The organism is Cedecea sp. P7760 (genome assembly GCF_013386425.1).
GTDB lineage: Bacteria > Pseudomonadota > Gammaproteobacteria > Enterobacterales > Enterobacteriaceae > Cedecea > Cedecea selenatireducens.
This window is the reverse complement of the sequence record NZ_JACARU010000066.1, coordinates 1-23187: the sequence shown is the minus strand read 5'-3', so window position 1 is coordinate 23187 and position 23187 is coordinate 1. Positions and strand designations below refer to the sequence as shown.

The following is a 23187-nucleotide window of genomic DNA, read 5'->3' as shown; positions in this document are numbered from 1 at the left end:
ACACTATTTTCGTGATCGGGTTAAAGCAACCAGACTTCTACTCTTTGTTTTACTAAATTTTTTACTAAAATATACATTAGTGGTTAACGCCCTCTATCCTACAAACAACGCAGACCCTTCGGGTTACCCACGGAAGGAAACTGCGTGGAGATGTGTTATGTCTGATACTAAACGTAATACCATCGGCAAGTTTGGCCTGCTGTCGCTGACCTTTGCCGCTGTTTACAGTTTTAATAACGTCATCAATAACAATATCGAACTTGGGTTAGCGTCGGCCCCGATGTTTTTTCTGGCTACGTTGCTCTATTTTATTCCGTTCTGTTTGATTATCGCCGAGTTTGTGTCACTGAATAAAAATTCAGAGGCCGGGGTCTACGCCTGGGTGAAAAGTGCATTGGGTGGCCGCTGGGCGTTTATTACCGCGTACACCTATTGGTTCGTTAACCTGTTCTTTTTCACTTCTTTATTGCCGCGTGTTATTGCCTATGCTTCATATGCGTTCCTCGGCTATGAATACATTCTGACGCCGATAGCCACCACGCTGCTGAGCATGGTGCTGTTTGCGCTATCAACCTGGGTGTCGACCAATGGCGCAAAAATGCTGGGGCCGATTACCTCCGTCACTTCATCTCTCATGTTGCTGCTCACGTTGTCGTATATTTTGCTCTCAGGCACCGCGCTGGTGGGCGGTATTCAGCCCGCAGACCCGATTACCGTTGAGGCCATGATCCCTGACTTTAACTGGGCATTCCTCGGTATTACGACCTGGATTTTCATGGCAGCCGGCGGCGCTGAATCCGTTGCGGTGTACGTGAATGACGTGAAGGGCGGGGCGAAATCGTTCGTTAAAGTGATAATCCTGGCGGGGATTTTTATCGGCGTTCTTTATTCGATTTCGTCGGTGCTGATTAACGTCTTTGTGAGCAGTAAAGAGCTGAAATTCACAGGCGGGTCGGTGCAGGTGTTCCACGGCATGGCGGTTTATTTCGGCCTGCCGGAAATCTTAATTAATCGCTTTGTTGGCCTGGTTTCCTTCACCGCCATGTTCGGGTCATTGCTGATGTGGACGGCGACGCCGGTCAAAATATTCTTCTCGGAAATCCCCAGCGGTATTTTTGGTCAAAAAACCGTCGAGCTGAATAAAAATGGTGTGCCTGCCCGCGCGGCGTGGATTCAATTTTTGATTGTTATTCCTCTGATGATTATCCCGATGCTGGGCTCTAATACCGTTCAGGATTTAATGAATACCATTATTAATATGACCGCGGCTGCTTCAATGTTGCCGCCGTTATTCATTATGCTGGCATACCTTAATCTTCGCCGTAAATACGATCATCTGCCGCGTGATTTCAAAATGGGTTCACAGAAAACGGGTATTACGATTGTCTCTATGTTGATTGTTATTTTTACCATTGGGTTTGTCGCGTCTACATTCCCGACGGGTGGGAATATCTTGACGATCGTTTTTTATAACGTGGGGGGAATAGTGCTTTTCCTGGGCTTCGCATGGTGGAAGTACAGTAAATATATCAAAGGGCTAACGCCGGAAGAGCAAAGGGCAGAAGCAAAACCGATCGTGCATTCTGCATGAAATAATTTTAAAACAACCATTATTGTCTTTTAAAATATGATGAAAAATAAAAAATACCTCTGCGGGGCGCTCGGTGTTCTGGCTTTTTGCACCCCCGTTCGGGCCGCTGAGATGCTGCACCCGGCGGAGCATGATGATACGAAAACACCGACGCTGAATACCACTTCATACCGTTTTTATGGCGAGTCAGGCGTTGGCGGCTATATGGATTTAGAAAACGAGGATAAACATAAATATAGTGATGGCACCTATATTGAAGGTGGCCTGGAAATTAAGCATGGGCCATGGTTTGGCTTAATTTACGGCGAAGGCTGGACGGTGCAGGCGGATAATCAGGGTAACGCCTGGGTGCCCGATCACAGCTGGGGCGGTTTTGAAGGCGGTATTAACCGTTTCTACGGCGGCTATAAAACCGCTGACAGCACGGAAATTATGCTCAGCGTACGGCAGGATTCCTCGCTGGATGACCTGCAGTGGTGGGCGGATTTTACCCCGGACCTGGGCTATGTGATCCCCAATACCCGCGATATTCAGTACGCGCTAAAAGTGCAGAATCTGCACGGCAGTTTCCGCTACAGCGTTACCGCCACGCCCGCGGGACATCACAACGAAAGCAAGGCCTGGCTGCACTTCGGCAAATATGACCGTTATGACGACAAATACACCTACCCGGCGATGGTCAACGGCTACATTCAGTACGATATCGCCAAAGATATTACCTGGCTGAATGGGATGGAAGTGACTGACGGCACGGGCGAAATGTTCCTGACCGGCTTTTTATCACCGAATTTTGGCGCGCGTGCCTGGCACCACACCGGGCGGGCGAAGGGGCTGGGAACGCCCGGAACCGAAACGGGCTTTATGGCTAGCGCCATGTATGAAGCTTTCAAAGGCTTTTATCTCTCCACCGCCTACAGCTATGCCAGGCATCGCCCGGACCGCGCCGCCGATGAAACCACCGCTTTTGTGCAGTTCGGCATTTGGTATGAATACGGCAATGGCCGCTTCGCTACCGCCGCAGATAGCCGATTTTACACGCAGAATGCCTCTGGCGACCCGAGCGACAAAATTTTCCTGATGCAATATTTCTACTGGTAAGAAGGGATATAACAACCATGAATATGACTTCCACCCTGACGCCGCTCGCCTGTGCGCTGCTGCTGAGCTTTTCCGCCCACGCCGTCACGGCCGACGACTTCAAAAATGTGGTTAACCGCACCGGCGCGCCGCAGTACATGCAGGATTTTGATTACGACGATCATCAGCGTTTTAACCCGTTCTTTGATCTCGGCGCGTGGCATGGGCATTTGCTGCCTGACGGCCCGGCAACGATGGGCGGTTTCCCCGGCCCGGCGCTGCTGACGGAAGAGTACATCAACTTTATGTCGACCAATTTTGACCGTCTGACGGTGTACCAGAACGGTAAAAAACTGGCTTTCACGATGCAGGCGTACAGCATTCCCGGCGCGTTAATCCAGAAGCTCTCCGCGCCCGGCGTGCAGGTTGAGATGACGCTACGTTTTGCCAGCCCGCACACCTCACTGCTGGAAACCAAAATCACCAGCAGCACGCCGCTGAAGCTGGTGTGGGACGGAGAGCTGCTGGAAAAGCTTGAGGCCAAAGAGGGGAAAGCGCTGTCGGATAAAACCATCGACGCGGCGTTTCCTGATTATCAACGCCGCCTGAAGGCGACTCATGATGGCCTGACGGTGACTTTTGGCAAGGTGCGCGCCGACTCCGCGCTGATGACCTCCGGTGAATCGCAGTACCAGATTCACCGTTCGATGACGACGAACACTGAAATTGATGGCCACCGTTTTACCAGCACCGCGCAAATTAACGGCTCCACTACGCTGTACACCACCTATTCACACCTGCTGACCGCCGAACAGGTACAGCATGAGAAAACGCAGATTCGAGATATTCTGGCGCGTCCGGCCTCTTACCTGAAAGCTTCCGAACAGCGCTGGGAAGGATATCTGCAAAAAGGGCTGACTAATCCGGATGCCACCGCAGAACAAACTCGCGTGGCGGTAAAAGCCATTGAAACGCTGAACGGTAACTGGCGTGCGCCGGGCGGGGCGGTGCAGCACAACACCGTTACGCCATCGGTCACCGGGCGCTGGTTCTCCGGTAACCAGACCTGGCCGTGGGATACCTGGAAACAGGCTTACGCGATGGCGCATTTCAACCCGGAAATAGCCAAAGAGAACATCCGCGCCGTGTTCTCCTGGCAAATTAAGCCTGGTGATAAGGTTCGCCCGCAGGACACCGGGTTCGTCCCGGACTTGATTGCCTGGAACCTCAGCCCGGAGCGCGGCGGTGACGGCAGCAACTGGAACGAACGTAATACCAAGCCGAGCCTGGCCGCATGGGCGGTGATGGAGGTGTACAACGTCACCCAGGACAAAGCCTGGCTCCAGGAGATGTACCCGAAGCTGGTGGCCTATCACGATTGGTGGTTGCGCAACCGCGACCATAACGGCAATGGCGTGCCGGAATACGGTGCCACGCGCGATAAAGCGCACAATACTGCCGGCGGAGCGATGCTGTTTACCCTGAAAAAAGGGACGCAGCAGGAGATGCTTTCCGGCCTGAAGGCTTATGAAAGCGTGACGGCAAAAGGCGATTACGACAGCCTTGAAATCCCGGCCCAAACTGCGGCGTCGTGGGAGTCCGGGCGCGATGATGCGGCGGTATTTGGCTTTATCGATAAAGATCAGCTGGATAATTACGTCGCGAACGGCGGTAAGCGCGGCGACTGGACGGTGAAATTTGCTGAAAACCGCGATCGGCAGGGCAATTTGCTCGGTTACTCGCTGCTGCAGGAATCGGTTGACCAGGCCAGCTACATGTACAGCGATAACCATTATCTGGCGGAGATGGCGGGTATTTTAGGCAAGCCGGAAGACGCCAGGCGCTATCAGGCGCTGGCACAGAAACTCGCGGATTATATTAATACCTGCATGTTCGACCCGCAGACGAAATTCTATTACGACATCCGTATTGAAGCTCAACCACTGGCGAACGGCTGTGCCGGTAAGCCGATTGTTGAACGAGGTAAAGGACCGGAAGGCTGGTCACCGCTGTTTAACGGTGCAGCAACGCAGCAGCATGCTGACGGTGTTATCTCAGTGATGCTGGATAAAAAGGAGTTCAACACCTTTGTGCCACTCGGTACGGCGGCGTTAACCAACCCGGCGTTTGGCCCGGATATTTACTGGCGCGGGCGTGTCTGGGTCGATCAGCTGTGGTTTGGCTTGAAAGGCATGGCGCGTTACGGCCATCGCGAAGAGGCGCTTAAACTGGCGGATGCATTCTTTAAACACGCCAAAGGCTTAACCTCCGATGGCCCAATTCAGGAAAACTATAATCCGCTGACTGGCGCCCAGCAGGGAGCACCAAACTTCTCCTGGAGTGCGGCACATTTATATATGTTATATAACGAGTTTTTCCGTAAACCTTAGCGTTAAAGCCTGATGGTGACCGCGCCATCAGGCGAATTCCAGGCTTTGCCGTCTCAACCTATTGTATATTTAGTGCCCCGTATCCCTCATAAACGCTGCGATATTTTGAAATAAACACCACCTGCTTGATTCAAAAATACTCTGTAAAGTAATCGGCCTAACTGCCGATGTATTCAAGCAGAACGCTCCAACACTTTCCGAACTGAATAACAAAACGACTTATTCTCAGCCGCCGGTTTTGGAGCCTCCTACTTCTTTTTTTTGAAAAAAATTGATCTCCATATAAACAACCTCCTGTAAAGAGATTGTAAGCTTATACACTGCACAGTTAATTAAAAAATAACCAAACGAAAGGTCTTAAATGAGTGAACTATCCAATGAAACCTATGAGCTCATCCAAAATAAAATTCAAAGTGTTATCCAGAGATTATCGGAGCAGCAGCGCGAAGGTCGTTTAGCAAAAGACATTTCTGGGGCGATGGAAAACTTAGCACAGCTCAATAATCAGATACAGGCTGAACTGGAAAAGTTAAAAGCAAGCAGTGAATGGAAACGCTTTACCATCGCTTTTTATGGCGAAACCAATGCGGGTAAATCCACTTTGATTGAAGCACTACGCTTGCAACTGGGTGAAAAGACCAAGCAGGAAAGCCAGCGCAGGTTTAAAGAAATTCAGCAACGGTTCGGTCTAACCCAGGAAGCATTTGACGAAGTGCGACGTGTGATTATGGATACGGAACGGGCTATTGAGGTGGTTCGTCAAGAGCTTGCTGGGTTGTCGAAAAAATATGCTGTACCGATCATGCAGGCAGAGTTGGCCGTTAGCCAGGAAGAGGAAAATGCCGTGCAGGAATCTGCAGTATTAGACCTGCAGCATAACAAGGCTATAAGCGATCTTATGTTAGAAATTTCCAGGCTAAATGAGCTGCTGGAAAAAGTTAAAGCCGAGCGAAAATGGTGGCAAAAAATTATCGCACGGTTTTCAACATCCCCATCCCCCGAAGAAAAACAGTTCGCAGAAATAACGCAGCATTTTTCAAAAACAGAAAAACAGCAAGAAATTGAAAAGAAAGAACTTATTGATCATCATCACGGACTGATACAGCAGGCATCTACCGCCCTGGCTGAACTTCAGACACAAAAACAACATGAACACAATCAAGTTGCTGAAAGAGAACAAGAATTACAGGAAGCGCTGCGAAAAGCTGAGGATGAAAGAAGCCGTTTAGATAATGAAGTATTAAAACTAACCGAATTTGCCGACGGGCAGATCATTGGTGATGGTCGTTCTGATTTTACCCGCGTGAATACCTCTTTTGATTTTGATTTGAATGGACATTCATTTTCTTTAATCGATGTTCCTGGCATCGAAGGCGATGAAGCTGTTGTCAGCGCTCCGATTGAAGAAGCAGTACGTAAGGCCCACGCTGTGTTTTATGTAACTCGTACAGCCCGCCCACCGCAGACGAACGATGATAGCCCAGGAAGTGCACAAGGAACTTTGGAGAAAATCAAAAAGCATTTGGGGGCGCAAAGCGAAGTGTGGTCGATATACAATCATCCAGCCAGGAGCCCACGCCAGTTGACTTTGCCTGTATTGAATAACGACATCGTTAACGGTTTGGCGGCAATGGATGAAAAACTAAAAGCAGAATTGAAAGAACAATACTGCGGAAGTTTGGCTATTAGTGCGCACCCCGCTTACCTTGCGCTCACGGAATGCGTTGCACCCGGTAGTAAAGATGCTGCCGATCAGCGAAAGTTTTTAGATCAATTTGGTGGCCCTGAGGCTATTTTATCGTTAAGTGGTTTAACAGATTTCATCACTCGCCTGCAAACAACAATTATTAGTAACTATCGAGATAAAATAAAACGATCAAATAAAAATAAAGCCTATGAAACATTAAGAAATTCTTTGGATGAATTTAGGGCGCCGCAAACCCATTTTTCCGAGCTGGAAAAAAATGTAAAGAGCGAAGTACTCCATGCTCAATCACAAATAAATATTAGCCTGGAAGAATTCATTGGCAGCCTTGATATTGTAGGTGGCAAAATTCGCCGTGCTTTTCGCGATCGGGTACAAAAAGAAATTTATGATGAGATTGAAAGTAACATAAGCAATGATGAATTTAAACGATCTTTCAATCAGACGCTTGAGCTGAATGCTGAAAACATTAAAAATAATTTGAAGAAATCAATTGATAAAGAAGCTGACGCGCTTGGTGAAAAAATTAGAGGTATTATTACTCGTTCAAGTCAACATTTGAAAAATATTGTCACTGCTCAAAATAATAACTTTGATTTGCAAAGTAACTTTAAAATCAACATTAATGTTGATAACGGGCTTAAAGTTGGTGGGTTGGTTGCTGGTGGTATCGGCGCCGCGCTTGGCGTTGTTTTCCTGGCGAGTAATCCCGTGGGCTGGACAGTTGCATTTGTTGGCGGCGTTCTGGCCCTGTTGGGTTCTTTGGTCGGAATAGCTAAATCTGTTTGGGGTGTTTTTGATTCTAACTACAAAAAGGCCCAACAGAAAAAAGAAGCAGATAAAGTCCTGCGTGAGGCAGATAATACCATTGAAAAAGAAATCAATAAAATCATCGCTAAAATTAAATATGAAATTTCCGTAGAAATGAAAAAAATAAAACATCAACTAGAAGAACCGGTTAAGCAATGTATTGCCATTAATGCTTTATTTAACCAGGTTGATGTTGAATTAACCGCCATAGCCCGTGATATTAAATATTAGGCTGGAAAAGGAATTATTATGAGTAATACTGTAGCTGAATTTAAACATCAGCAGGAGAAAACCCGCCAGGCACTGCAAAAGCTAGCGGCATTTATTGAAAAAGGCCGTATCTTCGGCTTGAAGCCGGATCCAACTCAGATGGAAAAACTGGCCACGGCTCTGAAGACTTCTGAAGATGGGATCTTAAAAGTTGCCCTGATTGGCGGCTTTTCCGAAGGAAAAACATCCATTGCCGCAGCCTGGCTGGAGCGGTTAAACGGCAGTATGAACATTAGCCAACAAGAATCATCCAACGAAGTGCAGGTATATCGTTTGGATGATGACATTGAGTTAATTGATACACCTGGACTATTTGGCTTTAAGGAGCAAGTAAATAGCGAAGGTGAAATTGAAAAATATAAAGAAACTACAAAAAAATATGTCAGTGAAGCACATTTAGTGCTCTATGTCATGAACTCGGTTAATCCAGTCAAGGAAAGTCATCAGGATGACTTAGCTTGGCTCTTCCGTGATTTGAATTTATTGCCAAGAACGGTTTTTGTTTTAAGTCGATTTGATGAAGTCGCTGATATAGAAGATGACTGGGATTATCGTGAAAAACTGAAAATAAAAAAAGATAACGTTATTAGCCGGTTGAAAACCTTAATCAATCTGACCGAGCGAGAGGCAGAATATATAAAAATTGTTGCTATATCAGCCAATCCATTTGGTGAGGGCACATCTTACTGGCTGGAGCATTTAGATGAATTTAAGAAAATATCACGTATTGCCACTTTACAAGATGCCACTCGCCAAAACATCACACAAAACGGCGGGGTAACGCCGATTGTATTGGAAGCACAGAAAAGTATGATCCAGGATGTATTGGGTAAACAAATGCCTTTAGTACGGCAACGACAAAATTTATTAGACAGTGAGTTGACCCAGTTATCTGATACAGCCAAACATCTGAACGAAGAACTTGCGCCGATGGAAATTAAAATTGCCAATGTTCGCGTGGGATTAATGGATTTTGTCAGTGATTATTTCACTTCACTCATCCGCCAGGTCAAAGGTACGGACTTAACAACCTTTAACGATTTTTATGACAGTGAAATTGGTACAGACGGCATTTTATTGAATACCGAAATTGAAAAGGAATTTAGTCGTCAGTGCCAATCTGTTTCCAGCAGTTTAAATCGCATCAGCCTGGATTTTGACAATGAAATTACCCGCTTTGAAACATCTGTAGGCGCTGATTTAGCCGCTAAAGGTATTTCCAGTCTGAAAAATATTAAATTAAATAATACCCATATTTTAGCTGCTCGCGACGGTATAGTTTCTGCAGGCAAAATGGTGGGCGTAGATTTAGCCAAGTACTTGAAATTCAAGCCATGGGGAGCTGTTAATTTTGCTGCTAAAGCTAATGCTATATTTGCAGCAGCAGGTCTCATTATGGAGGCTTTTGATAGTTATAAAAAAGCTAAGGCTGAAGCCGAATTCCGTGAGGTAGTGGCACAAATTGTTTCAATACTAGAAGAGCAACGAAAAGGCTTACTGGACTCTTTAAATCAGGATGATTTTATTAATCAGCTTTTTCCTATATATAAAAAATTGCAAGAAAGCCTCGGCATTGTTTTACAGGCGAACGAAGAGACCACCAGCCGTAAGAAATCGTTTGATGAGTGGCAGCGTGAAGGGGCTCTTATTGAAGGGGAGTATCGTATCATCGCCGAAAATCACGCTTAATTTTTCTCGCAGATAATAGATAATGCCGTCAGAAACTTTTCTGATGGCATTAATAATCCCCTCAAAAGCCTCCAGATACCACTTGATTTGGGAATAACTGTGTTGACTTAGAAATGGTCCCTACAGGATTCGAATGCATCAAGTACTGATTTGTTTTATATAAAAAAATCCTGTGCGATAAAATTTGTATCAACAGGTAAATTTTTTAGAAAATACAGTCTGTTATCCCTTGGCTAGTGCGTCAGGATAATTTCTGGCACTGATGCCATTCATTTTTCTTCAATCAGGTTGAGCCCTGCATTGATTTTGGGCCAGGGTCAGTATCATATCGACGGTAATTTACGGGAGGTTTAGGTTAGGGGAACTACTCTTGAGGCTGGGCTGCGGTATCCGCAGTGACTGAGATGTTAACCCTAAAGAAAGGATTTTACGATGAAGGTACTTACTCTTGTTTCATCTCTGGCGTTGGCTGGTTTTTGTTTTTCCGCGGTAGCTGAAACACCTGCAAACATTGCCGTTTATGCTACGCATAAATCCACCGGTTCTATGTCCGTGGGTGGGAAAAGTGCTTATACCAACACCTTTGAAGTGATGGTTGCAAACGTCTCTGATAAAGACATTGATCTCTCGAAGGTGTGTCTGAAAGCAACCGCTCCGGACCACAAAGAATTTGCATTGGACACCGTAGATGAAGCTTTGTCTAAAGGCTCGTTAAGGGCAGGTAAAATGGTTAAAGGTATCGCTGTTTTCGCCTCCGAAGATGCGAAAGTTAATGACGCGTTGCTGATTACCCTTTCCGCTGAATGCAAGTAATCGTTACAGGCAGCCCATTCGGGCTGCTACCTTGTGGTGATTAAAGATTATGAATGGAAATAACTATAGGTCTCATTTTCGTGCGTCTGAAACAAAAAAATGCACGCTGGTCAGTATTTTCCTCAATTCTTTCTTATCTATATTTCAAATTATAGCTGGTGTTTTATCAGGTTCGCAGGGACTCATTGCAGATGGGATTCATTCTCTTTCAGATCTCTCTTCTGATTTTGTCGTTTTAATTGCTAATAAGAAAGGCCAGAAGGGGTGTGATGACGACCATCACTACGGCCATTTGCGCTTTGAAAACGGCGGAAAGCTCATTATCGGGGCGATTCTTCTTTTAGTTGGTTTGGGGATGGTCTGGTCAGCTGGGGGAAATCTTCTTCATAACAGCTTGCCTCAGGAGATAAAACCTTTAGCGATATGGGTAGCTATCATCGCGCTGGTGATTAAAGAGACGCTTTTCCGCTATATGCTGTTTGTTGGTAAACGTATCCAGTCTTCTTTGCTGATTGCAAATGCCTGGCATGCTCGATCCGATGCGGCCTCTTCAGTCATTGTGGCGATTGGGATTATCGGGAATATGCTGGGATATCATATGATGGATTCGATTGCTGCTTTGATTGTCGGCCTCTTTATTACCCGGATGGGCTACCACTTTTCCTCAGACGCTCTTCAGGATTTAATGGATCGTTCTGTTGACGCTGATTTAGAACATCAAATAAGAGTTTGCCTGTTGTCTACGGCAGGTGTGGCAGGGGTCCATGATTTGAAAACACGCAAAATGGGCGACTACGCTCTGATTGATGTTCACCTTGAAGTCAACGGAGATCTTTCTATCCGCGAAGGCCATGAAATCGCTACAGAAGCCAGAAATAGGGTGATGGCCGTTTTTGATGTACTTAATGTCATGGTTCATATTGACCCCGGAGATAGCGGCCGTTAGTAAATATTATGTAACCGTGGAGGTATTTATTTTACCATTTGAAGTGTATTACTTTAAAAATTTCTTTATTACACAACTTGCGGTTATTTTTATTGTTTTGACATATTCGTTATTATCTTGACATAGCTAAACAGTTCCTAACTGAAACTTGTTTTTGGGTTTCCCACAGAGAGGTTGTGGCTATAATAAGCTGTCCTTCAAAAAGGAGCTGCCAGCCGGATAATGCTCTGGAAGAGATAAAGAGTCGGCTAGTGAATAATCAAGTAATAGCCCGCACATTTTCAGTAAAAATCAACAGGAGAAGATCTATGACTTGTAATATTTCTGATGAACCTCCATCGAGAGAGGAACATATGGGCTGACTATCTACATTGTAACTCAGTGTATTCAATGGAGACGGTCTGTGCAGTTGCCATGAAACTGCCGATGATTGGTTATTCATTATATGCACTCAGTTTGAGGTGTAGTATGTCGCTACTTACAAAGCGCTACATGTTTTATATCGATGCTAAAAGCACTATCATTTTTTCAATGTTGGCAGACACTGCTCGGCCGATATCTCCCACATTTCAAAGACCCTTCTATAAAAAACTTGCTGCATGGAAAGAATTTTTCAGCAAGCTCAAACTGAAACTGAAACAAAAAAGACAAAGTGCCGTTGAGGATAACATCAACACACTATTACCATAACTCGTAATCAGCTTTAGCGGCGAGAGTATTTCTGACCACTGATTTTTAGTTGCTAAGGCTTTTTAGGATTTATTAAATCTAATATTATCTTATTGGCTCGTACTCAACGAGGGTAACCTCATGCGTGCGCGCTAATAAGTGGAGTTTCCTATTATGCATGTTTTAACAAAACACATAAGCAAGAAGACTTCTGTTGTGAACGATTTGATTGTTGGCTTTATTATAGCAGCCTGCATTATTTTGTTCATTTATGGTTGGCAGGGAATGCACACCCCTTTTAACGGGTACTCTTTACCAGATGTTAATCTGGATTATCATTTGCTCCCCTATTATACATTGCGTACAACTATGCGATTGCTTATAGGGCTTTTTTATTCAATGCTCTTTTCGATAGTGTTTGCTGTATTAGCCGCAAAATATGCTCCTATGAGGCGAGTTATTTTGCCTTTCGTGAATTTTATGGAGTCAGTTCCTTTAGTTGGTTTTCTGACATTTACGACGGGTTTTTTCCTCGGACTTTATCCTCACAGCGTGATGGGGCTTGAAGGGCTGGCGATTTTCGCCGTCTTTACTGCACAAGCCTGGAATATGATGCTGACGTTATACCAGACGCTAAAAGTCGTACCTGATGAGCTATCCGAAGCCACTGAGGCTTTTGGTTATAATCCGTGGCAAAAATTCTGGCGCCTGGGATTCATCTATTCGTTCCCGGGTTTGCTGTGGAATACGATGGTCTCTCAGTCCGCGGCCTGGTTTGCGCTGGTCGCCTCAGAGATGCTTACCGTAGGGGATGGTAGCACTAATTTGCCCGGAGTAGGGTCGTATATCGGTATCGCTTTACAGAATGGCAGCCTCCACGGCGTCACCCTGGGAGTTTTAGCCCTTATTATCAATATTATCATCTTCGATCAGCTGCTATTCCGCCCGCTGGTTCGCTATGCGCATCAGTTCAAATACGAGGATGTTAGTGACAGAAAAGTACCCGGCTCATGGTTCTATCAATGCCTTAGTCAATCACATATCGGGCTGGGCTTAGGGCGCGCATGTAAACAATTGTCCATATTCTGGTTATTTGTTCTGCCTAAAGCGTGGTATGGACTAAAGCTAAACCGGCTTTTTGGTTTCCTTGCACAAATGAATTGGCTATGGTCCAGCCTTTGGTATCTGGCTATCGTGGTCGGCTGCATTTATTACGGGCATCAGCTGTGGCTGTTTATTCCTAAGGAGTACCTGGCTTCACTTCCTGGCTTAATGGGGCTAACCGCCGCTCGAGTCATCGGCGCAATGGTGTTAAGCGTTATTATCTTTACGCCTCTGGGCGTATGGATTGGCCTGCGGCCAAACCTTGTGCGCTTTTTCCAGCCGATTATTCAGGTGCTGGCCGCGGTGCCTGCTAACGTCTTTTATCCATTGATAGCCTTTATGATTGTTGCCTGGCATCAGAATTTGGGCACATGGACAATTCCAATGATTATGTTGGGCACACAATGGTACGTGCTGTTTAACGTCATTGCCGGAACCTCCATGATCCCAAGTCAACTCGTGGAAGCAAGCCGGGTCTTTCATCTCCGTGGCTTACTCTGGTGGACGCGATTCACACTCCCCGCAGTGTTTCCTTACATCGTGACCGGCGTCATTTCTGCGGCCGGGGGAGCCTGGAATACCGCTATCGCTGCGGAAGTGCTGAGCTGGGGAAAAATTACCTTACAGACGCACGGACTCGGAGCCTTTATTTCTCTTGCCAGTGATGCGGGCCAAAACCCGCAGGAAGCCCTGGGCTGCCTGGCTATGTGCTTCATGGTTCTGCTGTGCATTATTTTTGTCTGGCAGCCTATGTACCGTTTTGCAGAGACGCGTTTCAAATTCGATTAATTATTAACAAATTAAAGATGTAAGGGATTATTATGAAACAATCATCAGTAGTATTAGAGATTAAGAACGTCTCAAAATCATTTAATAAAGGTCGTAAGCAAAAATCAACCGTGCTCGATAATATTAATCTGGAGATTAAAGAGAATGAAATCGTAGCTTTACTGGGGCGTTCCGGTTCAGGGAAGTCAACGCTCTTAAGAATGGTTGCCGGACTAGTAGAGCCAGATGCAGGCTCTATTGTTTGCTGCGATTTACCCATTAATGGGCCCGGCAAACATACCAGCATGGTGTTTCAGTCGTTTGCGCTCTTCCCGTGGCTAAACGTTTTCGATAGCGTGGCATTTGGGCTTCAGGCTCAGGGATTATCGACTGATGAAGTGGGGAAAAGGACAATGGACATGCTTGACCTGATAGGGCTTTCTGGGTACGAGAAAGCTTATCCAAGAGAACTGTCAGGAGGGATGCGGCAGCGTGTCGGATTCGCGCGCGCGCTAGCTGTAGAACCAGAACTTTTACTGATGGATGAACCATTCTCGGCCCTGGATATTTTTACTGGTAACAAGCTACGACAGGATCTTATTGAACTGTGGGAGAATCGTATTATCAAGACTCGCTCGATGTTACTCGTGACACACAGCGTTGAAGAAGCAGTATTGCTTTCTGATAGGGTCTGCCTGCTCGGCGGAAAAGCCAGCACAATCACTGACACCTTTAATATAGATATAGCGCGCGCTATGAGAACCAAAGATAGTATTGCGCCAATGGTCGAAAGAATTAGTGATGCGCTAAACGACAGGATAGCGTCTTGTGTATAAATTAATACTCAGAGTGGTCGGTTATATTCGTCACCGAGGTATTTAATCTATCGCCCGGAAAATTTGAAAGTTGCCTGACTCTATGAGAGAGAACAATTATCTCAGGCCAAAGGCAACTTTCCTTCTTTTTATAGGCTGGCCTGCCATATTCCGGAGTATGGATTATGGCAGGCGATGTCTCTGGCTAATATCTCGGGCCCGAACCACGGGAATATACCATCAGATATGCCAACAGATATTGCTTGATGAAGATAGACGCTGAGAGGGTTTCGATGCGCTGAAATCTGAATTTCAGGCATAAAAAAAGACATCGGTTGATGTCTGTTCACTTCGAAATGGTACGCCCTACAGGGTTCGAACCTGTGACCTACGGCTTAGAAGGGCGAAAATTATTGATTTCACTGGATTTTATGTAATTTCACTTTATTGCAATGTTATGAATTTAAAGGGTTTTATTATGTTGTCTGATTTCACACGATAACATAGTATTTCAGCCTTACGACACCCGTTAGAACACCCGTAAGGCACCTGTTAAATGGCCGGAATACTTCTCACAGATAGCAAGATAAAAGGCATCAAACCAAAGGATCAGGCTTACTACGTCTGGCAGGCTTCAGCATCACGCGGCACCGGGCGGCTGGGGGTGAAGATTTATCCTTCTGGACGTAAAGTCTTCGTCTACAAATACCATAAAGACGGCGCCAGAAAATTTCTATCACTTGGTGATTATCCCCACCTGAGCTTGTCTGAAGCAACGGCCAAAGCGCAGGAGGCCGCCGCTAACGTAGAAACATTGGACGAAGTAACATTCAAGCATGCGACAGTGAAGCAGCTTTTCGACGATTATATAGCAGACCAGCAGCGGCTCGGAAAACGCTCCTGGAAAAAGACGGAAGACAGGTTAAAGCAGGTGCTGGCTAGCCCACATATCAGCGAGGCGACCCCAGCCAAAGACATTACGCCTGTTCAGATAAAGCATGTGCTGGCTGAATTTATTGAGCGCGGCGCGGTGGCCGGTTCCAATAAAGTACGCGCTAACCTTCATGCTATTTTCAACTTTGGGCTTTTTGCTGATAACGATCCGGCCAATATCAACGGGAAAACGCGCTACGGTCTGGACCGCAACCCTGTATCTGTCGTTCCTTCACAAAAGGGTGCTGACAAGGCTCTGGACAGATTCCTTACATGGGACGAGCTGACGCGGCTTATAGAGCTTATTGCCGTTCCTGAGACAGATTGCCCGATGAATCCTGACTATGCGCAATTGCTCCTGCTATGCCTGCATACCGGCGGCCAGCGTCCGTGGGAAATAATGACGAATACCCGCGATAACTGGGATAAGCGAAACAACACCTTGACCGTACCGCCCCACATTTCTAAGAACGGGGATTTCCATGTTATCCCGCTTACCGAATCGGCTACCGCAATATTAAAAGGGCAGGTCAAGCGATACCCTGATTCCCCCTATCTTTTCCCCGGCAACACAAAAGAAGGGCATTTGCTATCTGCCGAGTATGGAAAGCAACTCAGAAAATTCTGCTCACGTGAGGAATTCGCACCATTTACGCCGCGAGATATACGTCGCACCTTTAAGACACTGGCCGGGGATATGGGTATTAGCCTTGAGCTACGCGACCGGCTGCAGAACCATAAAAAGCCGGGGGTGGCAACGAAGCACTATGATCGTTATGCATACCTGCGGGAGAAGTGGGAAATCATCAATCAGTGGGAAGTGAAATTAATGGCACTGCGCCAGCGAACTGACGCAGTGTAGATCGTTAATTGCTGGCCTGCTGTTTAACCCAATCTTCGTAAACGTGCTCAGGCCAGCCTAGGAAAGTGCCGCTTTTGCTCCGGTGTGGTGCAGGAAAGTCTTTCTTTTTCTCCCACATTCGCCAGAGCGTAGGGTGGCTTTTCCCGGTCAATTTGCACATTTCTTTCAAACCAATATACCTTGTAGCCATAATCACCTCACACCGCGCCAATCGCTTTCTGCACTACTCGGTAACCCCGTCTCCGGGGCTTCTTCTTCGGTTCGATCTTCACTCCGGCCACCTTCGGCGCTGGTGGCATCGGGACACTGACGCCGTTCCGCATATTCCGCCTGGCATTCATCAACCAGACCAGCCGTTTAGTGTGGTCGCAGCCGTCATCAATATGGACGCTGGCCTTTACCAGCTCGTCGTTCAGATCTGCATGCTTAGCCATTAGATCCTCACTTCCAGTACGTGATGCCATCGTTACACGTCCAGCCCGTTTTATCCGGGGTTAAAGTGGTAACCATATTTCCGCTGGTGGACATGCCGAAATTAACATCCCCGTCCATCTTGCCGCTGATGTGGCATTGATGGAGTCGCTTGAATTTTTCCCACTCTTGCTGTTCTGCTACGGTTCCGATAACTACGAGCACCATAAGCACAGCAAACCCAGCGATAAGAATGAAATGTTTCATCGAGCAGCCTCTCTTACCGCAACCCTGTAGGCCCGCAGCGCATGTCTTGCTTTACCGGAAAAAACGGTTTTCACGATGAAGAAACCGCGATGTTCGCTGACGACTTCCGGCACCAGGAAGAGAGTGGTATCAACCACCCGGTTATGCTTGCGAAACTCGAATACGGTGCTGGTAATGGTGACGTTCGCCACTGCGCCGAAATCCTGATAATCGATTTTCATGCCAGAACCCTCCCCAACAACTGTGCTACACCGAGAAAACAAAAGAAGCCTGCTGCTAACCCCAGCCCCGATAGGCTGGAGAAGAAGAGGGTGAAGAGCACCACCTCACATACTTTTTTCATTCAGCAACTCCGCGCAGAGGTCGAAAGAGTTATCGCGCATCGGCATAATCACCAGGAAAGGTTTGCCGTAAAAATGGTCCGTTATCGGATCTACCAACAACTGGCAGGGCGCTGATTTGCCGTATGGTTTGAATTTCACTGGCCCGCCGCGACCAAACATCTGATGAGGCAACGCGAGAAGCTGGGACGCAAACATCGGCATCTCTGCGCATTGCTCCGGTTCATCAGACAGTAGTCGTCTAAAGTCAGGGTAGCGGCACTCAATACGCTCCAGGCGGTTACACCCAACGCGCTTCGCGTCGTCATCACCGAAGGCTTCGTAGTGAATGGCGAACCATTCGCCATCAAATGTTCCAATGTCGGTACCATCAGCATCATCCGGAATATTGCCGTGAACGATGAAAACGGCGTCGAGTTCTGTATCGGCCCCATGCTCCATCGCAACTGCAGCTCTTCCGTCTGTGGCTTCGATGTGAGTAGGGGTGATGTGCACCCCCTGAAGGTATTTTCGTTCTTCGGTTTCGTCGGCCACACAGCACAGCGCGGCACGGAGAATATCGGTATGGATGAACATTATTTGGCCTCCCAGCCGATTACCTGAAAAAGCCCCATGTTGGGATGAAACCATTTAGTGTTTCGTTGCTCTGCTTCGCTCATCATTCCGCGAAAAGTCGCCATGAAGTCAGCCTCGAGAACAATTTTCATCGGGCGTGGCTGGCCTTCGGGGGTCATGATGGTGATCGTGTCGGTGGGAATGTCGTAGCTTTTAACCAGCGTCCGGCATTTTGCGTCAGTCATGCCGCATTTAACTCGCAGCACAGAGAATCCAGCCCAGCCAGCAGGAATTGAGCCGCGTTTGATCTTCTCTATGGTTTCGGCCACCTCATCAACTTTGTTTTCCACATGATTGATGCGTCGCTCCTGATCTACATTCGCTAACGCCATTGCAGCAATAATTTCATTCTGGGTTTTCGGCTGGATCTGAGCAGGGTGGAAATAAGCATTCTCCAGTTTCCCGAAAAAGTCCCATGCCTCATCGGTATCAACGATTTTTGACATGCGGGAAGCGCCACGCTCGGTATAAAACGCCATGCTCCTGACTTTGGATGAAATTTGTGCGTCAGGATTACTGACTCGCAAAGCTGAGAGTTCCTCACCTGAAATGATGAAGTAGTGCTCACCTTCAACGAAGCGGTGTTTGTGCGCAGAAAGATTGGTACGAATGTTTGTTGCTTCGGTACCGTAGCCTTCTGCTAGCGTTTCAGTTGAAACTACACGCTGACCGCGCAGGACGACGACCGGAAGCTGAGTGTTGTAAATGGTGATCGTTTTCATCGCTGTTTCCCCTCAGTGCATAACCGGCATGTCTGGCATGCCATTGGTATTAATTTCCTCGATAAAGCTATCGTGGAGGATTTCAAAACCTTCACGGCCCATAGCGGACAACCTGAAACCCTGCTTTGGATCTGCGGTTACCATGTCCTGGTACATACGCAATGCCAGCTGTTGCCCGATATCAACGCCGTACTTCTCTACAGCACACCCTTCAACGTGATTTGCCAGGGCAAATCGTTCCGGCGCCGGATAGATGCTAATTGCCCCGTTCTTACCGGAATAGATAACGGCTGTATCAATGCCGCCTTCGTCGTTTGGAACGTCAACGGTGCCGTTCTTCTCCAGCTCCTCATTGATAAACACGGTGACAACAAGCCATCGCCAAATGATGATTTCTTTATCAACACTCAGTGCCAGCCAGCCAGCGGCTTTCGCGTCCTGAATACAGGCCAACATGCGAAGCCCTGTATATGTGTTGCGGTCATACCGTCCGCTGTCCAGCGACTGAATAACTGATGAGTACCCGATCATGCGGCGACCGGTTACGATGCCATCGGGTGTTGCTTGCGGATTAAGCTCGTTAGTCATAGAACCCTCTCAAAACGGCTTAGTTTTCATGAATTCGCGGTACTGCTCGGTCAGTGCGTCGTGCTTCTCCTGCCACTGTCGAATCTCGCGCTTACGGGCCAGAATCCGACGCAGGCGGCGAATACAGCGTGCATGCGCCGAAAGATACCCATCGGTTGGCTGGCCGAGTTGATAGACCGTCACGCCGTCGCGTACTACGGGTAGCGTAGGATGGTTGGTTTCAACACCCGCAAGGCGGAATGCGTGCGTGGTCATGTAGTGCGCCAGGTTGTTCAACGCAGCGCTACGGCTCAGGCAGCGCTTACGGAAACCGTGACGGGTCACGATATAGACCGGGCGAAGCGGGCGGCTGAATGCTGCGTCAATGCCGTTTTTTTCTTTTTCAGTACTCATCATTTTCTGTCCTTCTTGCCGTTGTATTGTTCATGACTCATTACTTGCCAGTTCTTGCCGCCATCCCGTGACAGAAGACGCCAGCGCGGATTTACTACCAGGCTAAGATGCCCAGTGCGATGCATTCGGCGGGCGTGGATGCGTTGCGCCCGGTAGCGGGCCAGAACAAGCACAGCCCGCATGTGAACCCACTCAGGAACACGAATCGCTGTAATCGCCATCAGTTGCCCTCACTAACGCGGTACCCGGCCATACGTGCCAGCTCTAAGAAGCTGTCCAGGCTGGCTACATGTTCACGGTCAAGCAGCCGGCGGTGGCAAATAGCGCGTCCCTTTTCGAAGTGGATAACCACACGCCCGGAAAAGTCCGGTGCAACATGCAACTCAATATTCAGAACCGGAACCTGGGTATTTGCGCCTCGGTGGTTGATAGTTCTTTGCTCAGTTGGCATGGTTTCCCCCTTCATGCTCGAAAGCCTGTTCAGCTAAATTCGCTATAACCGCGTTCATAAATTCCATGCCCAGCGGAGAAAGCTTGTTTAATTTGTTGCCCATGCAGGAGCTGTAATGGTCTGATATATGGCGCTCGGCATCAGCGCGTTTGTTTGTGTCAAACACTATCGCTTCGAAAATCTTAATTAGTGCCTTTGTTAATATTTCTTCGGTTAATTCAACAGTTGTTGATTTCCCGTTGGGAAGCTTAACGATATCGAAATAGCTTCCTGTTTTGCGCTGCATGGAATTTAACTTTGCAATAACAATCCGGCGGCGACGTGTTTCAATTAGATTTGTCATTTGTTATTTTCCTTCTCAAGTTTGTCCATGAATATGCAAACTTTTCCTGCAATGTCGTAAGCAAGCCCTAGCAATTCATTATCTTTTTCACATCCCTCGGCACCATTAATGAAAATATTTTGCAGTAGGGCATTTAATTGTCGACTATATGTCGCCGCGCTAATTACGTCGCAAATATTCAGATTGTTATTTTTCATCACTTCACCCCATATGCTTTTTTGAGAAAAAGCTCAGCAATTAGAGAGTGTCCATTCAGCATGTAAAGCTGTGCTGTTTTGAATGCGGAAATATCTTTAATAAAAGTCATATCCAATCCTCAGAGTGTGTTTAGCCCCAGCGGTTAGGCTGTAATTAAAGGGTTTGTGTTAAATTATTTTAATTCTATCTGGATACTGAATGTTTTTAGTATCAGAGCCTGTAAAGCTTTAAGCCCATCAGCCACAGAGCGAGCTTTGTCGAGCCTATCTCCACTAAGATCATCAAAGGTCATGAATGTAACGAGGCAAATTCGAGAGCCGTCGCTCATTACAAGATAAAATTCACAAATCCATTTATTGCTAATCAAATTCTGCGCGAGGGTGAATTTATTTTTCATTTTTTTCACCGTGCTTATGTCCTGATAAAAAAAATGCAGGCTGAGCTATTTTATTAGTGGCTATAGCAACTTCTGACAAATCCATAATTAAACATGCAAAGTTATGAATTTTATCTATGCCATCTTTATCGATTGAATCAGTATCAGTAATGTTAAAAATTGAACTACCGATGAGATTCAAGGCTTCAAGAAGTGAAACTGTTTTAGTTTCACAATCAGTAGCAATAGCATCATAATTTAACGATTCACAATTTGGTTCAAAACGATAATCTGGAATATCTACAAGTTTGATTAATGTGTTTACTGTCATCTCATTGGCTCCGTTGTTTGCCGATGAGGTAAATTTATCTCAATGATAAATTATGGTAAAGCTAAAATTTATCATTTTGTCCAATTTTGTCATATCAACTTGTTATTTAAGATAAAATATTTTTCTGATGACGTAAAAAAACCGCCATTTAGGCGGCTTTGAAAGTCTAGGAGGATTCTAACCTAGGCGTGTGTATGACATCTGCCACTTGCCTATAACTAATCCCTGAATGTGGAATAAATCTTCATCTTCCGGAGTCACTTCCCATCGCTCATATGAGGAGTTGTCGCTGATCACAATAAGCCGATCTTTTAAAAGCTGAAGCCTCTTGATGTGAAAATTATCACCGTAAACAAAAGCGTAAATGCCATCACCAACAAAACGTTTAACAGTGATGTCCAGAACCACTAACTCACCGGGAACTATGCTACCCAGCATGCTGTCACCCATCGCAGTTGCAATTTTCAATGCTGATGCTTTCCTCCCACCGAACATGCGGCGAGCTTCTTCTGGGTCTAGTTCAATGGAGCGTATCACCTCGGGAAATTCGGTATTTAAATAGCCATCACCGCAACTGAACTCAGTGTTCAAAACATCCAGTGTGTATCTGTTTGAGTCATTCTCAGCAATGCCTTTGGTAATGAGGTATCCCTGATCATTTTCTTTTTTTTCTTCTGGTGCGGCTTGCGATCCGTCGCCTACAAGGTGTTCTAACCATCCTGCCGCTGGACTCCTTTGTTTAGCCATCCTGGCTTCTATGTTCCCCCACCCGGCTGAATCAAGCCATGCATGAGGTAGCTGAAGTTTTGATTCAATCCTTCTAGCCATAGTGTCCCCAATATTCCTTGAAGGATTATCACTTGTTAACTGGCTTAGCTGTGATGGTGGAATTCCAATTTCATCAGCAAAGGCAGCTTTCCCTGAGCCCGGAACATCAAGCAGGTAGTACTGCATTAAGGCTCGGAGATTGCGGCGTCTTATCTCTTTGATGTCCATTTATCAACCCTCTCATTTTTTATCAAGATGATAAACAAACGATGTGATAAATTCAATTGCCATTAATTTATCAAAAAGGTAAATTAAGGGAAAAGGAGGGTCATCATGACTAATGAACTTCTCAATTGGCGCAGATCGTCAACGAAAGAAGAATGGCTTGAACTAGCCCGAAGGGCAGGAACATCCGCTGGATATTTGAACCTCGTTGCATACGGATATCGTAACGCCTCTCCGAGATTGGCACTTTCTATTGAGACGGCATCTCAAGGGTTTGTTGGTAAGGAGTTGATTAGCAAGGAAGGTCTGGTTTTCAACAGGGGGGCGTCAATTAATGAGTCCTGACTACCACCGCACTGTGATGCCTGAATCATTCAGCCAGGCAGATGCGGAGTGGATTCAGGATCAGCTGTTGAGGTTGTCGCCGTCAGTTCGGCAGAAAGCAGTAACCCGGTATGCAGATGTTTACCAGCTCACGAAGGACGAAGAGCCGGTTAGCTTCCGGAAGGAGAACAGAGCGAGACACGAAGCAAATACCAGGCTTCGCCTTTTCGCTGATAGGCACGGCAGAGCATTACAGGGTTACACAGTACAACCCCCCTCAAAAGGTCAGTGATGACCACCCCGAAGCATCCCAGACTTAAAGGTGTCTGGATGGCTGAAAACCTGTTTTTAACGGGGGAGAGGGAAGAGGGGGGAAAGGGGGGAGTTGGGTG

At 46.6% G+C, this 23187-nt stretch carries 25 protein-coding genes; 12 read left to right on the top strand and 13 right to left on the bottom strand.

Annotation, left to right across the window (positions count from 1 at the left end; genetic code table 11):
* Nucleotides 1–157 precede the first annotated feature (157 nt).
* The 10 genes from HX778_RS20855 (at nucleotide 158) to HX778_RS20810 (ending at nucleotide 16442) form a co-directional block, all read left to right on the top strand.
* Nucleotides 158–1591: an amino acid permease gene (locus tag HX778_RS20855; RefSeq protein WP_176982952.1), complete on the top strand. Its 1434-nt coding sequence runs from the start codon at nucleotides 158–160 to the stop codon at nucleotides 1589–1591.
* Between the two features lie 39 nt (nucleotides 1592–1630).
* Nucleotides 1631–2689, top strand: a complete 1059-nt coding sequence (ygjJ, locus tag HX778_RS20850; protein ID WP_176982962.1) for a protein YgjJ — start codon at nucleotides 1631–1633, stop codon at nucleotides 2687–2689.
* Nucleotides 2690–2706: 17 nt separating this feature from the next.
* Complete coding sequence (gene ygjK, locus HX778_RS20845) at nucleotides 2707–5058, top strand: alpha-glucosidase (RefSeq protein WP_176982951.1); 2352 nt, start codon at nucleotides 2707–2709, stop codon at nucleotides 5056–5058.
* A 361-nt stretch (nucleotides 5059–5419) separates the two neighbouring features.
* On the top strand, nucleotides 5420–7804 hold the full coding sequence (locus HX778_RS20840; protein ID WP_176982950.1) for an AAA family ATPase: 2385 nt from the start codon (nucleotides 5420–5422) through the stop codon (nucleotides 7802–7804).
* Between the two features lie 18 nt (nucleotides 7805–7822).
* A complete protein-coding gene (locus HX778_RS20835; protein WP_176982949.1) occupies nucleotides 7823–9532 on the top strand; it encodes a LeoA/HP0731 family dynamin-like GTPase in 1710 nt (569 codons plus the stop codon).
* Nucleotides 9533–9964: 432 nt separating this feature from the next.
* Nucleotides 9965–10345, top strand: a complete 381-nt coding sequence (locus HX778_RS20830) for a DUF4354 family protein (protein ID WP_038474923.1) — start codon at nucleotides 9965–9967, stop codon at nucleotides 10343–10345.
* A 49-nt stretch (nucleotides 10346–10394) separates the two neighbouring features.
* Nucleotides 10395–11291, top strand: coding sequence for a cation diffusion facilitator family transporter (locus tag HX778_RS20825; RefSeq protein WP_038474921.1), 897 nt, complete (start codon nucleotides 10395–10397; stop codon nucleotides 11289–11291).
* Between the two features lie 843 nt (nucleotides 11292–12134).
* A complete protein-coding gene (locus HX778_RS20820; protein WP_176982948.1) occupies nucleotides 12135–13853 on the top strand; it encodes an ABC transporter permease subunit in 1719 nt (572 codons plus the stop codon).
* A gap of 32 nt (nucleotides 13854–13885) precedes the next feature.
* On the top strand, nucleotides 13886–14668 hold the full coding sequence (locus tag HX778_RS20815; RefSeq protein ID WP_038474915.1) for an ABC transporter ATP-binding protein: 783 nt from the start codon (nucleotides 13886–13888) through the stop codon (nucleotides 14666–14668).
* A 535-nt stretch (nucleotides 14669–15203) separates the two neighbouring features.
* Nucleotides 15204–16442 (top strand): site-specific integrase, encoded by a 1239-nt coding sequence (locus tag HX778_RS20810; protein WP_176982947.1) that lies wholly within the window; start codon nucleotides 15204–15206, stop codon nucleotides 16440–16442.
* Between the two features lie 197 nt (nucleotides 16443–16639).
* On the opposite strand, the gene HX778_RS20805 is transcribed toward HX778_RS20810, so the two are convergent.
* The 13 genes from HX778_RS20805 to HX778_RS20745 all read right to left on the bottom strand — a co-directional run bounded on the left by HX778_RS20805 (nucleotide 16640) and on the right by HX778_RS20745 (nucleotide 22474).
* Nucleotides 16640–16876 carry a hypothetical protein gene (locus HX778_RS20805; RefSeq protein ID WP_176982946.1) on the bottom strand — a complete coding sequence of 79 codons (237 nt, stop codon included), beginning with the start codon at nucleotides 16874–16876 and terminating at the stop codon, nucleotides 16640–16642.
* 7 nt (nucleotides 16877–16883) lie between these two features.
* Complete coding sequence (locus HX778_RS20800; protein WP_176982945.1) at nucleotides 16884–17120, bottom strand: hypothetical protein; 237 nt, start codon at nucleotides 17118–17120, stop codon at nucleotides 16884–16886.
* On the bottom strand, nucleotides 17117–17341 hold the full coding sequence (locus tag HX778_RS20795; RefSeq protein WP_176982944.1) for a hypothetical protein: 225 nt from the start codon (nucleotides 17339–17341) through the stop codon (nucleotides 17117–17119). Before HX778_RS20795 ends, HX778_RS20800 begins: the two co-directional genes overlap by 4 nt.
* A gap of 105 nt (nucleotides 17342–17446) precedes the next feature.
* Entirely contained in the window at nucleotides 17447–18037 is a 591-nt protein-coding gene (locus HX778_RS20790; protein WP_176982943.1) for a hypothetical protein, read from the bottom strand.
* Nucleotides 18037–18798, bottom strand: a complete 762-nt coding sequence (locus tag HX778_RS20785; RefSeq protein WP_176982942.1) for an ORF6N domain-containing protein — start codon at nucleotides 18796–18798, stop codon at nucleotides 18037–18039. The genes HX778_RS20790 and HX778_RS20785 overlap by 1 nt, the downstream gene beginning before the upstream one ends.
* Before the next feature lie 12 nt (nucleotides 18799–18810).
* Nucleotides 18811–19329: a hypothetical protein gene (locus tag HX778_RS20780; RefSeq protein ID WP_176982961.1), complete on the bottom strand. Its 519-nt coding sequence runs from the start codon at nucleotides 19327–19329 to the stop codon at nucleotides 18811–18813.
* A 66-nt stretch (nucleotides 19330–19395) separates the two neighbouring features.
* On the bottom strand, nucleotides 19396–19782 hold the full coding sequence (locus HX778_RS20775) for a hypothetical protein (protein WP_176982941.1): 387 nt from the start codon (nucleotides 19780–19782) through the stop codon (nucleotides 19396–19398).
* Nucleotides 19779–20000 (bottom strand): hypothetical protein, encoded by a 222-nt coding sequence (locus tag HX778_RS20770; RefSeq protein ID WP_176982940.1) that lies wholly within the window; start codon nucleotides 19998–20000, stop codon nucleotides 19779–19781. The genes HX778_RS20775 and HX778_RS20770 overlap by 4 nt, the downstream gene beginning before the upstream one ends.
* Nucleotides 20000–20230, bottom strand: coding sequence for a hypothetical protein (locus tag HX778_RS20765; protein ID WP_176982939.1), 231 nt, complete (start codon nucleotides 20228–20230; stop codon nucleotides 20000–20002). The genes HX778_RS20770 and HX778_RS20765 overlap by 1 nt, the downstream gene beginning before the upstream one ends.
* Nucleotides 20220–20573, bottom strand: coding sequence for a hypothetical protein (locus tag HX778_RS20760; protein WP_255483459.1), 354 nt, complete (start codon nucleotides 20571–20573; stop codon nucleotides 20220–20222). The genes HX778_RS20765 and HX778_RS20760 overlap by 11 nt, the downstream gene beginning before the upstream one ends.
* Nucleotides 20570–20770 (bottom strand): hypothetical protein, encoded by a 201-nt coding sequence (locus HX778_RS20755; protein WP_176982938.1) that lies wholly within the window; start codon nucleotides 20768–20770, stop codon nucleotides 20570–20572. Before HX778_RS20755 ends, HX778_RS20760 begins: the two co-directional genes overlap by 4 nt.
* 387 nt (nucleotides 20771–21157) lie before the next feature.
* Nucleotides 21158–21478 carry a hypothetical protein gene (locus tag HX778_RS20750; protein ID WP_176982937.1) on the bottom strand — a complete coding sequence of 107 codons (321 nt, stop codon included), beginning with the start codon at nucleotides 21476–21478 and terminating at the stop codon, nucleotides 21158–21160.
* Nucleotides 21479–21655: 177 nt separating this feature from the next.
* The gene (locus tag HX778_RS20745) at nucleotides 21656–22474 is read right to left on the bottom strand and encodes a helix-turn-helix transcriptional regulator (protein ID WP_176982936.1); all 819 of its coding nucleotides are present in this window, start codon (nucleotides 22472–22474) and stop codon (nucleotides 21656–21658) included.
* Nucleotides 22475–22579: 105 nt separating this feature from the next.
* Between HX778_RS20745 and HX778_RS20740 the strand changes: the two genes are divergently transcribed.
* A complete protein-coding gene (locus HX778_RS20740) occupies nucleotides 22580–22816 on the top strand; it encodes a transcriptional regulator (RefSeq protein ID WP_176982935.1) in 237 nt (78 codons plus the stop codon).
* Nucleotides 22806–23087: a hypothetical protein gene (locus tag HX778_RS25200; protein WP_255483458.1), complete on the top strand. Its 282-nt coding sequence runs from the start codon at nucleotides 22806–22808 to the stop codon at nucleotides 23085–23087. Before HX778_RS20740 ends, HX778_RS25200 begins: the two co-directional genes overlap by 11 nt.
* Nucleotides 23088–23187: the final 100 nt, after the last annotated feature.

Excerpts from the sequence above, each read along its gene's own strand:
- HX778_RS20855 (WP_176982952.1), top strand. The coding sequence starts at position 158 with ATGTCTGATACTAAACGTAATACCATCGGCAAGTTTGGCCTGCTGTCG.
- ygjJ (WP_176982962.1), top strand. The coding sequence starts at position 1,631 with ATGAAAAATAAAAAATACCTCTGCGGGGCGCTCGGTGTTCTGGCTTTT.
- ygjK (WP_176982951.1), top strand. The coding sequence starts at position 2,707 with ATGAATATGACTTCCACCCTGACGCCGCTCGCCTGTGCGCTGCTGCTG.
- HX778_RS20840 (WP_176982950.1), top strand. The coding sequence starts at position 5,420 with ATGAGTGAACTATCCAATGAAACCTATGAGCTCATCCAAAATAAAATT.
- HX778_RS20835 (WP_176982949.1), top strand. The coding sequence starts at position 7,823 with ATGAGTAATACTGTAGCTGAATTTAAACATCAGCAGGAGAAAACCCGC.
- HX778_RS20830 (WP_038474923.1), top strand. The coding sequence starts at position 9,965 with ATGAAGGTACTTACTCTTGTTTCATCTCTGGCGTTGGCTGGTTTTTGT.
- HX778_RS20825 (WP_038474921.1), top strand. The coding sequence starts at position 10,395 with ATGAATGGAAATAACTATAGGTCTCATTTTCGTGCGTCTGAAACAAAA.
- HX778_RS20820 (WP_176982948.1), top strand. The coding sequence starts at position 12,135 with ATGCATGTTTTAACAAAACACATAAGCAAGAAGACTTCTGTTGTGAAC.
- HX778_RS20815 (WP_038474915.1), top strand. The coding sequence starts at position 13,886 with ATGAAACAATCATCAGTAGTATTAGAGATTAAGAACGTCTCAAAATCA.
- HX778_RS20810 (WP_176982947.1), top strand. The coding sequence starts at position 15,204 with ATGGCCGGAATACTTCTCACAGATAGCAAGATAAAAGGCATCAAACCA.
- HX778_RS20805 (WP_176982946.1), bottom strand. The coding sequence starts at position 16,876 with ATGGCTAAGCATGCAGATCTGAACGACGAGCTGGTAAAGGCCAGCGTC.
- HX778_RS20800 (WP_176982945.1), bottom strand. The coding sequence starts at position 17,120 with ATGAAACATTTCATTCTTATCGCTGGGTTTGCTGTGCTTATGGTGCTC.
- HX778_RS20795 (WP_176982944.1), bottom strand. The coding sequence starts at position 17,341 with ATGAAAATCGATTATCAGGATTTCGGCGCAGTGGCGAACGTCACCATT.
- HX778_RS20790 (WP_176982943.1), bottom strand. The coding sequence starts at position 18,037 with ATGTTCATCCATACCGATATTCTCCGTGCCGCGCTGTGCTGTGTGGCC.
- HX778_RS20785 (WP_176982942.1), bottom strand. The coding sequence starts at position 18,798 with ATGAAAACGATCACCATTTACAACACTCAGCTTCCGGTCGTCGTCCTG.
- HX778_RS20780 (WP_176982961.1), bottom strand. The coding sequence starts at position 19,329 with ATGATCGGGTACTCATCAGTTATTCAGTCGCTGGACAGCGGACGGTAT.
- HX778_RS20775 (WP_176982941.1), bottom strand. The coding sequence starts at position 19,782 with ATGATGAGTACTGAAAAAGAAAAAAACGGCATTGACGCAGCATTCAGC.
- HX778_RS20770 (WP_176982940.1), bottom strand. The coding sequence starts at position 20,000 with ATGGCGATTACAGCGATTCGTGTTCCTGAGTGGGTTCACATGCGGGCT.
- HX778_RS20765 (WP_176982939.1), bottom strand. The coding sequence starts at position 20,230 with ATGCCAACTGAGCAAAGAACTATCAACCACCGAGGCGCAAATACCCAG.
- HX778_RS20760 (WP_255483459.1), bottom strand. The coding sequence starts at position 20,573 with ATGACAAATCTAATTGAAACACGTCGCCGCCGGATTGTTATTGCAAAG.
- HX778_RS20755 (WP_176982938.1), bottom strand. The coding sequence starts at position 20,770 with ATGAAAAATAACAATCTGAATATTTGCGACGTAATTAGCGCGGCGACA.
- HX778_RS20750 (WP_176982937.1), bottom strand. The coding sequence starts at position 21,478 with ATGACAGTAAACACATTAATCAAACTTGTAGATATTCCAGATTATCGT.
- HX778_RS20745 (WP_176982936.1), bottom strand. The coding sequence starts at position 22,474 with ATGGACATCAAAGAGATAAGACGCCGCAATCTCCGAGCCTTAATGCAG.
- HX778_RS20740 (WP_176982935.1), top strand. The coding sequence starts at position 22,580 with ATGACTAATGAACTTCTCAATTGGCGCAGATCGTCAACGAAAGAAGAA.
- HX778_RS25200 (WP_255483458.1), top strand. The coding sequence starts at position 22,806 with ATGAGTCCTGACTACCACCGCACTGTGATGCCTGAATCATTCAGCCAG.